The sequence below is a fragment of the Micromonospora mangrovicola genome (assembly GCF_047200535.1).
Taxonomy (GTDB): Bacteria; Actinomycetota; Actinomycetes; order Mycobacteriales; family Micromonosporaceae; genus Micromonospora.
Window position 1 is genome coordinate 37,669 of sequence record NZ_JBJZOG010000015.1, and the last position, 14,321, is coordinate 51,989.

Consider the following 14,321-nt stretch of genomic DNA (forward strand, 5'->3'; position numbering starts at 1 on the left):
CCTACGCTCCGATCTCGTCGCCGGCGACCGGACGGCCCATCGGCGCCTCGGTCACCTCGTCCAGCCCCTCCAGGAGGTGGCCCATCCGGTCCCGCTTGGTCCGCAGGTACCGCACGTTCTCGGGGTTCGACCGGATGGGCAGCCCCTCGCGGCCGCTCACCGTGAGGCCGTACCCCTCCAGGCCGGCCCGCTTGGCCGGGTTGTTGGTCAGCAGCCGCATCGAGCGGACGCCGAGATCGTAGAGGATCTGCGCGCCGGTGCCGTAGTCGCGGGCGTCGGCGGGCAGGCCCAGGTCGAGGTTCGCGTCCACGGTGTCCCGGCCCTGGTCCTGGAGCTGGTACGCCTGGAGCTTGTGCAGCAGCCCGATGCCGCGCCCCTCGTGCCCGCGCACGTAGAGGACCACGCCGCGACCCTCCCGGGCCACCCGGGCCAGGGCGGCCTGCAGCTGCGGGCCGCAGTCGCAGCGCAGCGAGCCGAAGACGTCCCCGGTGAGGCACTCGGAGTGCACCCGGACCAGCACGTCCCGTCCGTCGCCGAGATCGCCCATGACCAGCGCCACGTGCTCGGCCGAGTCGAAGTCGCTGCGGTAGCCGAGCGCCCGGAACACCCCGTACGGGGTGGGCATCCGCGCCTCGGCGGCCTGCTCCACCTGCTTCTCGGTGCGCCGCCGGTAGGCGATCAGGTCGGCGATGGTGACCAGGGTCAGCCCGTGCTCGGCGCAGAACTTCCCCAGGTCCGGCAGGCGCATCATGGTGCCGTCGTCGTTGACCAGCTCACAGAGCACCCCGGCGGGGCGCAGCCCGGCCAGCCGGGTCAGGTCGACGGCCGCCTCGGTGTGCCCGGGGCGGCGCAGCACCCCACCCTCGCGGGCGCGCAGCGGCACCACGTGACCGGGGCGGGCCAGGTCGGTCGGGTCGGTGCCGGCGTCGGCGAGCAGCCGGATGGTGTGCGACCGGTCGGCGGCCGAGATGCCGGTGCTGACCCCCTCTCGGGCGTCCACCGTCACCGTGTAGGCGGTGCCCCGCCGGTCCTGGTTGGTGTGGTGCATGGGCGGCAGGTCCAGCCGGTCGCACTCGCTCTCGGTGAGCGGCACGCAGATGTAGCCCGAGGTGTACCGGACCATGAACGCGACCAGCTCCGGGGTGGCCAGTTCGGCCGCGAAGATCAGATCGCCCTCGTTCTCCCGGTCCTCGTCGTCCACCACGACGACGGGCCGGCCGGCGGCGATGTCCGCCACCGCCTGCTCGATGCTGCCAAAGGTGCTGGTCATGCGACGGCCTCCGAGTACGTCGGCGGGATCGGGGTGCGGGCGGGCGGGGTGGCCCGGGAGGTCCGCCACCAGGCGGCCAGGCCGGCCACGCAGAACCCGCCGTAGACCAGGTACATGGCGGCCGACGGGTAGAAGCCGCCCTGCAGCAGCAGCGGTACGCCGACGGCGTCCACGGCGATCCAGATCAGCCAGAACTCCACCCAGCCGCGGGCCATGCCGTAGGTGGCCAGCAGGCTGCCGACCAGGATCCAGGCGTCCGGCAGCGGCCCCCACGAGCCGAGCGCGGCCAGCACCGGGTACGCGGCGGCGGTGCCGGCCGCGGCGGCGGCGAGCAGGCCGAGCCGCTCCCGCCAGGTCGCCCAGCGCGGGACGACCGCGGGCTGTTCCCCACCGTCGGAGCGCCGGTTGCGCGACCAGCGCCACCAGCCGTAGACGCTGACCGCGAAGAAGAAGACCTGCCGGCCGGCCTGGCCGTAGAGGTCGTGTGCCTGCGGGGTGGCGAACACCCCACCGAGAAAGACGGTGAACAGCAGCGCATTGCCGATCATGCCGACCGGCCAGGCCCAGACCAGGCGGCGCAGCCCGAGCAGCGCGGAGGCGAGACCGAAGACGTTGCCGACGATCTCCCGGACCAGCACCGGCGAGCCGGCGACCTGGACCTGGGTGTCGAGCAGCCAGCCGAGCGGGCCCATCAGCGGACACCGCCCGCCTGCCGGTCGCCGAGCAGCCGCTCGACGTACTTGGCCAGCACGTCCACCTCGAGGTTGACCGGGTCGCCGGCACCCTTGGCGCCCAGGGTGGTGAGCTTGAGGGTGGTCGGGATCAGCCCGACGGCGAACCAGTCGTCGCCGACCTCGGCGACGGTCAGCGAGACGCCGTCGACGGTGACCGAGCCCTTCTCCACCACGTACCGGGCGAGCGCGGCGGGCAGCCGGAAGCGGACCGTCTCCCACTGCGCGGCCGGCTCCCGGGAGACGACCTCGCCGACCCCGTCGACGTGCCCCTGCACGATGTGCCCGCCGAGCCGGCTGCCCAGCGCGGCGGCGCGTTCCAGGTTGACCGGGTCGCCCGGCCGCAGCGCGCCGAGCGCGGTGCGGCGCAGGGTCTCCCCCATCACGTCGGCGGTGAAGACGCCGCCGTCGACGTCGACCACGGTCAGGCAGACCCCGTTGACCGCGATGGAGTCGCCGTGCCGGGCGTCCGAGGTGACCAGCGGGCCACGGATGGCGACCAGCGCGGAGTCGCCTCCCGTGTCGGTGGTCCGGACGATCTCGCCCAGCTCCTCGACGATGCCGGTGAACATGTCAGGCCTCCCTCTTCCAGGGCAGCGCGGTGATCCGCAGGTCGGGACCGATCTGCGTAACGTCGGTGAGCTCCAGGTCGATGGCGCCGGCGATGGTCGTCACGCCCGCGTCGAGCAGCGCGGTGGGGCCGGCGCCGAGCAGCTTCGGCGCGACGTACCCGACGATCTTGTCGACCAGGCCGGCGGCGAGGAACGCGCCGGCCAGCCGGGGACCGCCCTCCAGCAGGGCGGCCCGGACGCCGCGGTGGTGCAGCTCCGCCAGCAGCGCCGGCAGGTCGACCCGGCCGTCCGGGCCGGCGCCGACCTCGGCCGCGGTGGCGACCCAGGTCCGGGCGGCGCCGTCGCGGACCCGGGCGTCGGCCGGGGTACGCCCAGAGCTGTCCACCACCACGCGCAGCGGCTGCCGGATGGCCAGGGTGCCGTCGCGCAGGTTGCGGGCGGTGAGCCGGGGGTCGTCGGCGAGCACGGTGCCCACCCCGGCGATCACCGCGTCGACGGTGCCGCGCAGGGCGTGCACGTCGATCCGGGCCGCCTCCGAGGTGATCCACATGCTGGTGCCGTCGGCGGCGGCGGACCGCCCGTCGAGGGTGGCCGCGTACTTCCAGATCACGTACGGCCAGCCGCGGCGCATCGAGGTGAGCCAGGCGATGTTGCCGGCCTCGGCCTCCTCGGTGCGTACCCCCATCTCGACCTCGACCCCGGCGGCGCGCAGGGTGGCCGCGCCGCCGGAGGCGACCGGGTTGGGGTCCGGCACGGCGACCACGACGCGGGCGACGCCCGCCGCGATGAGCGCATGGCTGCACGGGCCGGTGCGGCCGGTGTGGTCGCAGGGTTCCAGGGTGACCACGGCGGTCCCGCCGCGGGCGCGCCGGCCGGCCTGGGCGAGGGCGACGATCTCGGCGTGCGGACCGCCGGCGTACGCGTGGAATCCCTCCCCGACGACCTCGCCGTCCGGGTCGAGGAGCACGCAGCCGACGACCGGGTTGGGGCTGGTGGTGCCCAGGCCGCGGGCGGCCAGCACGATCGCACGACGCATCGCCTCGTCGACGGAGACGCTTGCCATCGCCTGCCCCTGCCCTCTCGCTCGCCGGTCGCGCGCGGGCTGGGCGGGAGGTGGCGGCACGGGTGCCGCGGACACGCGGCGGCGGAGATCCCGGGGACGGCGGAGCCGACCCCGGGGAGCCCGGACGGCAGCCGACAAGGCGGCGGCCGGCAGGGGCCTCCCCGTCCCGCGCGCTGTCTCCCATCCGGACTGTCTGGGGTGCGGACGAGCCGCTCCCCAACCGTCGGCCCCGGATTCTCACCAGGTCCACCGTCCGGCCGAAGCCGTCCGGGTCGCGGGCTTACCACGGTCGGGCCGTGGATCACCGCCGGTTCGGAATTTCACCGAGCCCCGCCAGCGCGTGGTGGGTATAGGGGAAGTCTTACACGTTCGGCGGGGGATGGCGCCAGAGAGGCGAGCTACCTCACAGGGAGAACAGGGGTGTCACGGTACGCCCCTACGCCGGTCGACCGCGACGTACGACCCGGGTTGACTCTTGGCGACCGTTTTCATCTCGGACGCCACCGCGATCGCCTCGAGGGGATCGGTGAACCGTTTGTCGGCGTCGGAGAGGGAGACCCCGATGGAGAGGGTGACCAGGGCGGCCCGCCGGATGTTGCCGCGCCGGTCCTTCAGCTCGACGAAGCCGCGCTCCCGGTCGGTCGGGTCGTAGAGGGCGTCGGCGGCCTTCTCGAAGTCGACCACGGCCCGGCTGGTCAGCGGCCGGATCTGGGCGGGGGTGCAGACGATGACGAAGTCGTCGCCGCCGACGTGGCCGAGGAAGGCCGGCGGCAGCCCGATCGAGACCACCGCGCGGTGCAGGCTGCCGGCGAGGGCGGAGATGAACTCGTCGCCCCGCACGAAGCCGTACCGGTCGTTGACGCTCTTGAACCGGTCGATGTCGATGTAGCCGACGGCGTAGTCGACGCCGCTGCGGACCCGGTCGCTGATCTCCCGGCGGATCCGGCTGTTGCCGGGCAGCCCGGTCAGCGGGGAGACCTCCCGGAACTCCTTGTTGCGGCGCAGCGTCGAGCTGACGCGGGCGACCAGCTCGGCGGTGTCGAAGGGCTTGACCAGATAGTCGTCGGCGCCCGCGGCGAGGCCGTTGACCTTGTCGACGGTCATGCCCTTGGCGGTCAGCATGATCACCGGCAGGGCCGAGGTCATCGGGTCGGCCCGCAGCCGGCGGGTCAGCTCCAGGCCGTCGATCCGGGGCATCATCAGGTCCACCACGGCCAGGTCCGGCCGCTGCCGCTCGATGACCTCCAGGGCCTCCTGGCCGTCGCTGGCGTGCAGCACCTCGAAGCCGTGCAGCCGCAGGTTGAACTCGACGAATCGGGCGATGTCCGCGTCGTCGTCGACGACCAGGATGACGTCGGGTCGGTCGCCGGCCGGGTCCATGTCAGGCCCCGGTCATCGCGCGTTCCGCCAGGCCCCGCAGCCGGCGCACCGCCTCGGCGGGGTCGCCGGCGCCGTAGACGGCGGTGCCGGCCACGAAGGCGTCGGCGCCCGCCGCGGCGGCCTGTTCGATGGTGTCGGCGGCGATCCCACCGTCGACCTCGATCCGCAGCTCCAGGTGCCCGCTCGCGACGTGCTGGCGGGCGGCGCGCACCTTGTCCAGCAGCTGCGGGATGAATCGCTGCCCGCCGAAGCCGGCCTTGATCGTCATGATCAGCAGCGTGTCGAAGCTGGGCAGCAGCTCCAGGTACGGCTCGATCGGGGTGTCCCGGTCGATGGCCAGCCCCGCCTTGGCGCCGGCCGAGCGGAGGTCCTTGGCCAGCGCCACCGGGTCGTCGCAGGCCTCGGCGTGGAACGTGACGTTGTACGCGCCGGCGTCGGCGTACCCGGGCGCCCAGCGGCGCGGCTCCTCGATCATGAGGTGCACGTCGAAGGGGAGCTCGGTCGCCGCGCGCAGGCTCTGCACCACCGGCAGCCCGATGGTCAGGTTCGGCACGAAGTGGTTGTCCATGACGTCGACGTGCAGCCAGTCGGCGGCGTGCTCGACGGCGCGCACCTCGTCGGCGAGGCGGGAGAAATCGGCGGCCAGGATGCTGGGGGCGACGATCGGCGGCGGTACGGTCACGGGGCCAGTGTACGAACGCGGCCACCCGCCGACCGCGCGGCACCGACGGGCACCAGCTGTGATCCAGAGGTGACCCCGGGTGCCGAACAGGCCCGTCCGGAGCGAAATTCGGAACGAGAAGTCAAGCGCGGCTGGCCGATCGGCTGAAAGACGGCGAAACTCCAACGGGGACGGTCACGTATGCTCCACGCCCGGTGGCGGAGAACGCCGTACGGGCCGCGGCGACCGGCTGTATCTCCCGGGAAGGGCGGACGATGCGACGGTGGCTCCTGGCGCTGGCGCTGGCCGGCACGGCGACGGTGGTCCTGGGTGGCTGCGTCCAGACCCATCGGGCCGACGGTGACCTGACCGACGACTGGCCCGCGCTGCCGACACCCCGGTTGTTCGTGCCCGAGACCGACGCCTGCCTCCTGCGGATCACGGCCGTGGTGCAGGCCGGGACGTACGAGACGGTGGACTGCGTGCGCAGCCACCTCGCCGAGGTGGTGCACGTCGGCACCTTCGCCGGGGCCGCCGCGGCCGGCACCCGCCCCGAGCCCGGCTCCCCCGCGCTGCGGGTGGCCCGGGCCGAGTGCGACCAGCGGGCCCGGCAGGTCATCGGTGGCGACTGGCACGCCGCCCGGCTGACCATGAACATCGCGCTGCCCTCGGTGACCGCCTGGCTGTCCGGGGCGCGCTGGTACCGCTGCGATCTCGCCGAGACCGACAGCATCGACAACACCCGTCCGGTGAACCGGGTGGGCAGCCTGCGCGGCGCGCTGGTCGGCGACAACCCCCTCGTACACCGCTGCTTCGACCCGAAGCTGATCGGCGACAACCTCAACTACATGGCCCCGGTGCTCTGCACCGAGCCGCACCGCGCCGAGTTCGTCGGCGTCTACGAGGAACACGACATGAGCTGGGACCAGTTCACCCGGTCCGCTCCGCAGGCGCACCGCCGCTGCATGACGCTCATCGCCGCCTTCGCGAACGTGCCGGACAACGACGAGCTGCAGTACCGGGCCGGCTCGATCTTCTACCCGCCGTCGCAGCGCGAGTGGGAGGAGGGCGACCGCGGGGTGCGCTGTTTCCTGTGGAGCGACGACCGGAAGCTGACCCGTTCGATGCGCGGGGTCGGGCCGCAGGGACTACCCATCTCCTGAGCCCCGGTGCCGTATGCTGCACCGCCGTGGCAGTGCACCGTTTCCGGGTCGCCGCGCGGCGTCGAACGCGCCCGAGCCGGAACGGTCGAAGCCGCGACCACGACGACGGGGAGGTCGGTGCGATGCGGCGATGGTTGACGGCGGCCGTGGCCGTGACGGCGGTACTGGCGCTCGCCGGGTGCGGCGTGCCAGCCGGGGTGGACCGGGACCTGGCCGACGACTGGCCGGCGCTGCCGGCCGCAAAGGCCTTCGTGCCGGAGGCCGGCGCCTGCCACCCCATCGTCCAGGACATCGGCTACCTCAGTGGCTACAACCCGGTCGACTGCGCCACCCAGCACCGGGTCGAGACCCTGCACGTGGGCACTCTGACCGGGCCGGACGCCGACCGGTCGACGCCGCCGCGCGCCGGATCGAACGGGGTGCACACCGCGCGGGCGGAGTGCGACCGGCAGGTGAACAAGGCCGTCGGGGCGGACTGGCGCTCGGGGCGACTGCAGCTCTCCGTCGTCTTCCCGTCGGGGTCGGCGTGGGCGGGCGGGGCCCGCTGGTTCCGCTGCGACGTCTACGAGGTCGCCAGCCTCGACGACGGCAGTGTCACCCCGCGCACCGGCAGCCTGCGGGGGGCGCTCAAGCCGGGCTCGCCGCTGACCTTCGGCTGCTTCAACCCCAAGCTGGCCAAGGACGACATCGAGGAGATGCGGCCGGTCGCCTGCACCGCCAAGCATCACGCCGAGTTCGTCGGGATCTACCAGTTCCCGGACATCTCGTACGCGGAGTTCCAGCGCACCTCGGGGCGCGCGCACAAGGCGTGCCGCAGCCTGATCGCCAAGTACGCCAAGGTGCCGGACAACAGCGACATGCGGTACCGCGCCGGCACGATCATCTACCACCCGTTCGAGGAGGAGTGGAAGGACGGCAACCGGGGCATCCAGTGCTTCCTGTGGCTGTCGGACCGCACGCTCACCCGCTCGCTCAAGGGCGCGGGCAGCAAGGGGCTGCCGCTCCGGTGAGCGGGGCGGGACGGACCACCGCCCGCCCCGCCCCGGGGAGCCGCCTAGCCGACCTGCAGCGTCACGTCGTCGATGACGAAGCTGGTCTGCAGGGACGCGTCCTCGACGCCGGTCCACTTCAGCGTCACCGTCTGCCCGGCGTACCCGGCCAGGTCGAAGGTGCGCTGGGTGTAGCCGGCGGCCTTGTTGAGGTTCGAGTACGTCGCCAGCGTGACGCCACCGACCTGCACGGTCAGCTTGTCGTACGCGATCGACGAGGTCGTCTCCGACGTGTCGATGTGCAGCCAGAAGGCGAGGGTGTAGCTGCCGCACCCGGCCGGCAGGGTCACCGACTGCGACAGCGTGTCGGTGTGCGAGCTGCCGTACCCGTCCAGCCACGCCTTGTACGACCCGGTCCGGGCCGGCTGGCTGGACGAGCTGGTGATCACACCCGCGGTGGCGCTCCACGGCGCGCTGCCCGACTCGAAGCTGCTGTTGGCGATGATCTGGCCGCCGGTGCAGCCACCCGCGCCGGTCACGGTGAGGCTGTAGGTGGCGCTGTGGGTGACCGAGCCGGTGCCGGTGACCGTGATGGCGTACGTGCCGGTGGCGGCCGTCGACGAGGCGCTGACCGTCATGGTGGCCGAGCCGCCCGAGGTCACCGAGGACGGGCTGAAGCTCACCGTCACCCCGCTCGGGGCGCCCGTGGCGGACAGGCTGACCGTCTGCGCGCTGCCGCTGGTCGTGGCGGTGCTGACCGTCGTGGTGGTGGAGCCGCCACGGGCGACGCTGCCGGAGGTCGGGCTCACCGCGACGGAGAAGTCGTCGGTCGGGGTGCCGGTGCCGACCGCGAGCTGCCAGATCGTGTAGGCCACGCCGTCGGCGCTGCGGTTGAGGATGGTCGCGTTGATGTTGCTGGTGGTGTCGCAGGACTTGTGGTAACAGGAGTCGTACGCCGCCCCGGCGGTGCCACCCCACTTGCCGGCCTGGGCGGACGTCTTGGTGTAGCTGGCTCCCGAGGCGTACCCGGAGGTCTGGATGCCGGCGTTGGCGAACGAGTAGTCGTCGCTGCGGCCCTGCCCCTCGGTGTTCTCCTCGGGCTGGAGGTTGAACGAGTCCCAGTACGCCTTCAACGGCGCGGCCGTGGTGGAGGTGACCCGGTTGATGAAGTAGCCGCCGTTGGGTGAGGCCACCATGTCGAAGTTGTAGTACGCCTTGATGTAGCTCTTCTGGGTCGAGCTGAGCTGGCCGACGTAGTACTTCGAGCCCTGCAGTCCCTGCTCCTCGCCGTTCCACCAGGCGAACCGGACCCGCTTCGTCATGGTCGGGTGCTGACTCGCCAGCACCAGGGCGTTCTCCAGCAGGGTGGCCGAGCCGGAGCCGTTGTCGTTGATGCCCGGGCCGGCGGAGACGCTGTCCAGGTGCGCGCCGAACATGATCACCTGGTCGGCGGGGCCCTGCGGCCACTCGGCGATCAGGTTGCTCGCCGGGTAGGTGCAGGTGGTGCAGGTCTGCTCGGTGACCGTGTAGCCGGCGGCCTGGAGCTTCGACTTCACGTACGCCACCGAGGCGGTGTAGCCGGCAGAGCCGGCCCGCCGGGTGCCGCCGTTGCTGGTGGCGATGCTGTTGAGCTGGGTCAGGTGGGCCTGGACGTTGGTCACCGAGATGTCCGGTGCGGCGGCGGCCAGCGCGGGCGCCGCGGCCACCGGGGCGGGGGCGGCGGAGGCGGCGGTCCCCGCCAGGGTCGCCGTCATCGCGGCGAAGAGGGCGAGCGCGAGGCCCGCGGTCGGGGTGGCACGTCTCATGGAGACTCCTCGTGGGGGTCGACGGGGCGTACGGGCGGGGTGGAGCGCGACCCGTGGGCTCCGGTGAGAGCCCCGGCGTCGACGGACCGGTGATCGGAACAGTTACATGTATCAATCTAAGAGTCAACGGTGCGTCACATCCCGCCTGAACACTCTCTTCGCCGGGATGTCCCCGCCCGGCACGACGCGACCCCGGGGCAGTCACCTGCCCCGGGGTCGTCGGTGGTTCAGCGACGGCCGGCTCAGCCCCGGCGCAGCACCGCCAGGAACATCGCGTCGGTACCGTGGCGCTGCGGCCAGAGCTGCACCGTCGGCCCGTCCCCGAGCCCGGGCATCCCGGCCGGCAGCAGCGGCCGGGCGTCCACGAAGTCCACCGGGAAGCCGCAGCGGCGGGACGCCTCGGTCACCGTCACGTGGGTCTCCACCGTGTGCGGCGAGCAGGTGACGTACGCGACCAGGCCGCCGGGCCGCACCGCGCGCAACGCCGCGGTGAGCAGCTCCCGCTGCAACCGGGTCAGCGGGGGCAGGTCGGCCGGCTGGCGACGCCAGCGGGACTCCGGCCGGCGACGCAGCGAGCCCAGCCCGGTGCACGGGGCGTCGACCAGCACCCGGTCGAAGTGCCCCTCCGGCAGCTTCGGGTCGGCGCCCACCGTGCGCCCGTCGGTGTTCAGCACGTTCACCGGCAGCCCGCGGGTGGCCTGTTCGACCAGCCGGGCCCGGTGTTCGGCCACCTCGACGGCGGTGAGCCGGGCGCCGCGCTGCGCGGCGAGGGCGCCGAGCAGGCCCGCCTTGCCGCCCGGGCCGGCACACAGGTCCAGCCAGCGGCCGTCCGGGCCGTCCAGCGGCGCGACGGCCAGGGCGTTCGCCACCAGTTGGGAACCCTCGTCCTGGACGTGGGCGCGTCCCTGCGCCACCGCCGGCAGCTCGCCCGGCGCGCCGCCCGGCAGGTAGACCGCGTACGGCGAGAAGGCACCGGGCGCGCCGCCGACGTCGTCGGCCAGCTCCACCGGGTCGGCCAGGCCCGGCCGGGCGCACAGGTGCACCGGGGGGCGCTCGTTGTCCTCGATCAGCAGCCGGGTCGTCTCGCCCAGGTCACCGCCGAGCGCCTCGGCGAAGGCGCGCACGATCCACTGCGGATGGCTGTACGCCAGCGCGAGGTGCCCGATCGGGTCGGTCTCGGCCGACGGGGCGAGCTTCGTCACCCAGCCGTCGCTGTCCCGGCCGGCCACCTCGCGCAGCACCGCGTTGGCGAACCCGGTCGCGCCCGGGCCGACGGCCCGGACCAGGTCCACCGTGGAGGAGACCGCCGCGTGCGCCGGCACCCTCGTGTGCAGGAGCTGGTACGCACCGAGCCGCAGCGCGTCCCGTACCGGCGGGTCGATCCGCTGCACGTCCCGCCCGGCCGCGTCGGTGATGATCGCGTCCAGGGTGCCGGTGTGACGCAGCGTGCCGTAGGTCAGCTCGGTGGCGAAGGCCGCGTCCCGGCCGGTCAGCCCCTCCTCGCGCAGCATCGCCGGTAGCACCAGGTTGGCGTACGCGTCGTCCCGGTGCACCGCGGCGATCGCCTGGTAGGCCACGTGCCGGGGCAGGTCGACGGCGGGCCGGGCCGGGCGACCGCCGCGCCGGTCGGCGCCGGAGCGCCCCCCGCGGGAGCGGTCCCCGCCGGCGAACCGGCCGCCGTCGCCGGACCGGGCGCCACCGCCGTACCGCTGGCCCCGCCCGCCCCCGGCGGGCCGCTCGGCACCCGGACGGCCGTCGCGGTCGCCGGGCGGGCCCGCGGCGGAGGAACGGTCACCCCGGGGCTCGACGGGCCCCGTCACGCGAGCACCTCACCGGCGGCGACCCGGGCGCCGCGCGCCCAGTCGCTCGCCGACATCGCCTTCTTACCGGCCGCCCGCACCTCACCGAGCTGCACCGGCACGGTCGCCGTGCCGGCGAGGACGCGGGACTTCTCGACCAGCAGCTCGCCCGGCTTCAGCTCCGGGCCGTTCGCCAGCGGGGTGACCGGGCCGAGCTTCACCCGGTCGCCGCGGAAGGTGGTCCACGGGCCGGGGGCGGGCGTGCAGGCACGGATCCGCCGGTCGACGGCGAACGCCGGGTCGGCCCAGCGGACCCGGGCGTCCTCGACGGTCAGCTTCGGCGCGAGCGACACCCCGTCAGCGGGCTGCGGCTCGGCCCGGGCCGTGCCCGCCTCGAGCGCGTCGAGCGCCGCCACCAGCAGGCCGGCACCGGAGTGGGCGAGCCGCTCCAGCAGGTCGCCGGAGGTGTCGCCGGGACGGACCTCGTCGGTCACCGTGCCGTACACCGGGCCGGTGTCCAGCCCCTCCTCCAGCTGGAACACGCTGGCACCGGTCAGCTCGTCGCCGTGCAGCACCGCGTGCTGCACGGGCGCGGCGCCGCGCCACGCGGGCAGCAGCGAGAAGTGCAGGTTGATCCAGCCGTGCCGGGGGATCTCCAGCGCCACCGGCGGGACCAGCGCACCGTACGCGACCACCGGCACGCAGTCCGGGGCCAGCTCGCGGAGCCGGTCCAGGAATTCCGGCTCGCGCGGCTTCGCCGGGGTGAGCACCTCGACGCCGTGCGCGTCGGCCCAGGCCCCGACGGGCGAGCGGACCAGGCCCCGGCCCCGCCCGGCCGGCGCGTCGGGCCGGGTGACCACGGCCAGCAGCTCGTGACCGGACGCGGCGATGGCGTCCAGGGCGGGGACGGCGACGGCCGGGGTACCGGCGAAGACCAGGCGCATCCGGGTCACCGCCCCAGGCCGAACGGGTTGCCGGCGGCGTGCGGGCTGAGCTTGACCATCGGCGGAGTGGCCGGGTCGTACCACTCGGCCTGGCGGATCGCCTTCATGGCCGCCTTGCGGCCGGCCGGGTCGAGCCGGTCGACGAAGAGCACCCCGTCGAGGTGGTCGGTCTCGTGCTGGACGCACCGGGACATCAGGCCGGTGCCGACGATCTGCACCGGGTCGCCGTAACCGTTGAAGCCCTTGGCGACCACGTTCTGCCGGCGCTTGGTGTCGAAGTAGAGCCCGGGGATGGAGAGGCAGCCCTCCGGTCCGTCCTGCTCCTCGGAGTCGGGGAACTCCAGCACCGGGTTGACCAGGTGCCCGAGGACGTCGTCCACGTCGAAGGTGAACACCCGCAGGCCCACTCCGAGCTGCGGCGCGGCCAGGCCGGCCCCGCTCTGCTCGCGCATCGTGTCGGTCAGGTCGGCGATCAGCTTGCGCAGCTCGGCGTCGAAGTCGACGACCGGGTCGGCCGGCGTGCGCAGCACCGGATCCCCGAACAGACGGATGGGCTGGACGGTCACGCGGGGTGGCTCCTTCGGTGGGACGAGTGGTGCCGTACCAGTCTACGGAGTCGCCCCCGCCGCCCCGGCCGGCGTACCGCGATCGGTGACCCGCGACGCCTCGTCACCGACGGTGACCGGCAGGGTGGCGTAGCCGCGCAGGGTGAGCCGGACCCGGCGCTCGGGCGTCCCGGCCAGGGCGAGCCCGGGCAGCCGGCGCAGCAGCAGCGGGAAGGCCACCTGCGCCTCCAGCCGGGCCAGCGCCGCGCCCAGGCAGTAGTGCGGACCGGCGCCGAAGGAGAGCGGGTGCACCTGCGGGCGCCACGGGTCGAAGCGGTCCGGCTCCGGATAGCGGCGGGGGTCCCGGTTCGCCGCGCCGAGCAGCACGATCGTCCAGGTCCCGGCGGGCAGGTCGACGTCGCCGTGCCGGGCCGGGGCGGTGCTCATCCGCGAGGTCAGCTGGACCGGGGAGTCGTACCGGAGCAGCTCCTCGACGTACCCGGGGGCGAACTCGGGGTGGTCGCGCAGCGCCGCCGCCGCGCGGGGGTGCTCCAGCAGCACGACCAGCCCGTTGCCGAGCAGGTTCGTGGTGGTCTCGAAGCCGGCCACCAGCAGCACGACCAGGTTGGCCAGCAGCTCGTCCCCGGAGAGCCGGTCGCCGTCGGCCCTCATTCGGTCCGTGGCGCCGCCTGCCGGCGCGGAGGCCGGATCATGGCCGTCGGCGTCGTGCGCCTGCACCAGCGCGGTGGTCAGGTCGTCGGCCGGAGCCCGACGACGGGCCTCGACCAGCTCGGTGAAGTAGGCGCGCAGTTCGCTGGCGCCCCGGTCGGCCACCGCCAGCTCCTCCGGGGTGATCTCCGGTTCCAGGATCCCGGTGAGGTCGGTGGCCCAGCGACGGAACAGCGGCCGGTCAGCCGCCGGCACTCCGAGCAGCGCGCAGATGACCCCCACCGGCAGCGGGTACGCGAACTCGGCCTGGAAGTCGACGGGCGTGCCGTCGCGGCCCCGGGCCAGCATCCGGTCGATCAGCTCGTCGGCCTGGGCGGCGACCACGTCCCGCATGGCGGCGATCCGGCGCGGGGTGAAGGCGCCGGCCGCCAGCCGCCGCATCCGGCTGTGGTCGGGCGGGTTGGTGCGCAGCATCGACCGGGAGATGGACAGCGCGGCCGGGCTCTCCCGCCAACCGGGCATGAACTGGTCGCGCAGGCCGTCGTCCATCACCCCGAACCGGGCGTCGCGCAGGATCGCGTCGGCCTCGGCGTAGCCGGTGACCAGGTAGAAGACCGGTCCGGCCGGGACGATCGGCCCGTGCGCGCGCAACTGCTCGTACGTCGGGTACGGATTCACCCGCCCCGCCGGGGACATCAGCAGTGCGAGGGCGTCGGCAGGATCCACGGTC

The 14,321-nt window shown here is 73.9% G+C and carries 13 protein-coding genes and 1 riboswitch; of the genes, 2 read left to right on the forward strand and 11 right to left on the reverse strand.

Features of this window, described 5'->3' with window-relative positions; translation table 11 throughout:
- Position 1: 1 nt before the first annotated feature.
- The 6 genes from ACL02O_RS09030 to rpe form a co-directional block, all read right to left on the reverse strand.
- Complete coding sequence (locus ACL02O_RS09030) at positions 2-1,270, reverse strand: bifunctional 3,4-dihydroxy-2-butanone-4-phosphate synthase/GTP cyclohydrolase II (protein ID WP_412817533.1); 1,269 nt, start codon at positions 1,268-1,270, stop codon at positions 2-4.
- Positions 1,267-1,962 (reverse strand): nicotinamide riboside transporter PnuC, encoded by a 696-nt coding sequence (gene pnuC, locus ACL02O_RS09035; RefSeq protein ID WP_412817534.1) that lies wholly within the window; start codon positions 1,960-1,962, stop codon positions 1,267-1,269. Before pnuC ends, ACL02O_RS09030 begins: the two co-directional genes overlap by 4 nt.
- Complete coding sequence (locus ACL02O_RS09040) at positions 1,962-2,573, reverse strand: riboflavin synthase (protein WP_412817535.1); 612 nt, start codon at positions 2,571-2,573, stop codon at positions 1,962-1,964. Before ACL02O_RS09040 ends, pnuC begins: the two co-directional genes overlap by 1 nt.
- Position 2,574: 1 nt before the next feature.
- Positions 2,575-3,636, reverse strand: a complete 1,062-nt coding sequence (ribD, locus tag ACL02O_RS09045; RefSeq protein WP_412817536.1) for a bifunctional diaminohydroxyphosphoribosylaminopyrimidine deaminase/5-amino-6-(5-phosphoribosylamino)uracil reductase RibD — start codon at positions 3,634-3,636, stop codon at positions 2,575-2,577.
- A gap of 168 nt (positions 3,637-3,804) precedes the next feature.
- Positions 3,805-3,978, reverse strand: a riboswitch (FMN riboswitch).
- An 81-nt stretch (positions 3,979-4,059) separates the two neighbouring features.
- The gene (locus ACL02O_RS09050; protein ID WP_412817537.1) at positions 4,060-5,016 is read right to left on the reverse strand and encodes a GGDEF domain-containing response regulator; all 957 of its coding nucleotides are present in this window, start codon (positions 5,014-5,016) and stop codon (positions 4,060-4,062) included.
- Position 5,017: 1 nt separating this feature from the next.
- On the reverse strand, positions 5,018-5,698 hold the full coding sequence (rpe, locus tag ACL02O_RS09055; RefSeq protein ID WP_412817538.1) for a ribulose-phosphate 3-epimerase: 681 nt from the start codon (positions 5,696-5,698) through the stop codon (positions 5,018-5,020).
- A gap of 254 nt (positions 5,699-5,952) precedes the next feature.
- On the opposite strand from rpe, the gene ACL02O_RS09060 reads away from it, so the two are divergent.
- Positions 5,953-6,840: a septum formation family protein gene (locus ACL02O_RS09060; RefSeq protein ID WP_412817539.1), complete on the forward strand. Its 888-nt coding sequence runs from the start codon at positions 5,953-5,955 to the stop codon at positions 6,838-6,840.
- A gap of 122 nt (positions 6,841-6,962) precedes the next feature.
- Entirely contained in the window at positions 6,963-7,850 is an 888-nt protein-coding gene (locus tag ACL02O_RS09065) for a septum formation family protein (protein WP_412817540.1), read from the forward strand.
- A gap of 44 nt (positions 7,851-7,894) precedes the next feature.
- Here the strand turns inward: ACL02O_RS09065 and ACL02O_RS09070 are convergent, their stop codons facing one another.
- From ACL02O_RS09070 to ACL02O_RS09090, 5 genes are all read right to left on the reverse strand, one after another.
- Positions 7,895-9,634, reverse strand: coding sequence for a M28 family peptidase (locus tag ACL02O_RS09070; protein ID WP_412817541.1), 1,740 nt, complete (start codon positions 9,632-9,634; stop codon positions 7,895-7,897).
- Between the two features lie 242 nt (positions 9,635-9,876).
- Entirely contained in the window at positions 9,877-11,454 is a 1,578-nt protein-coding gene (locus ACL02O_RS09075; protein ID WP_412817542.1) for an RsmB/NOP family class I SAM-dependent RNA methyltransferase, read from the reverse strand.
- The gene (gene fmt / locus ACL02O_RS09080) at positions 11,451-12,377 is read right to left on the reverse strand and encodes a methionyl-tRNA formyltransferase (protein ID WP_412817543.1); all 927 of its coding nucleotides are present in this window, start codon (positions 12,375-12,377) and stop codon (positions 11,451-11,453) included. Before fmt ends, ACL02O_RS09075 begins: the two co-directional genes overlap by 4 nt.
- Before the next feature lie 5 nt (positions 12,378-12,382).
- Complete coding sequence (gene def / locus ACL02O_RS09085) at positions 12,383-12,943, reverse strand: peptide deformylase (protein ID WP_412817544.1); 561 nt, start codon at positions 12,941-12,943, stop codon at positions 12,383-12,385.
- A gap of 42 nt (positions 12,944-12,985) precedes the next feature.
- The gene (locus tag ACL02O_RS09090) at positions 12,986-14,287 is read right to left on the reverse strand and encodes a cytochrome P450 (protein WP_412817587.1); all 1,302 of its coding nucleotides are present in this window, start codon (positions 14,285-14,287) and stop codon (positions 12,986-12,988) included.
- Between the last annotated feature and the right edge of the window lie 34 nt (positions 14,288-14,321).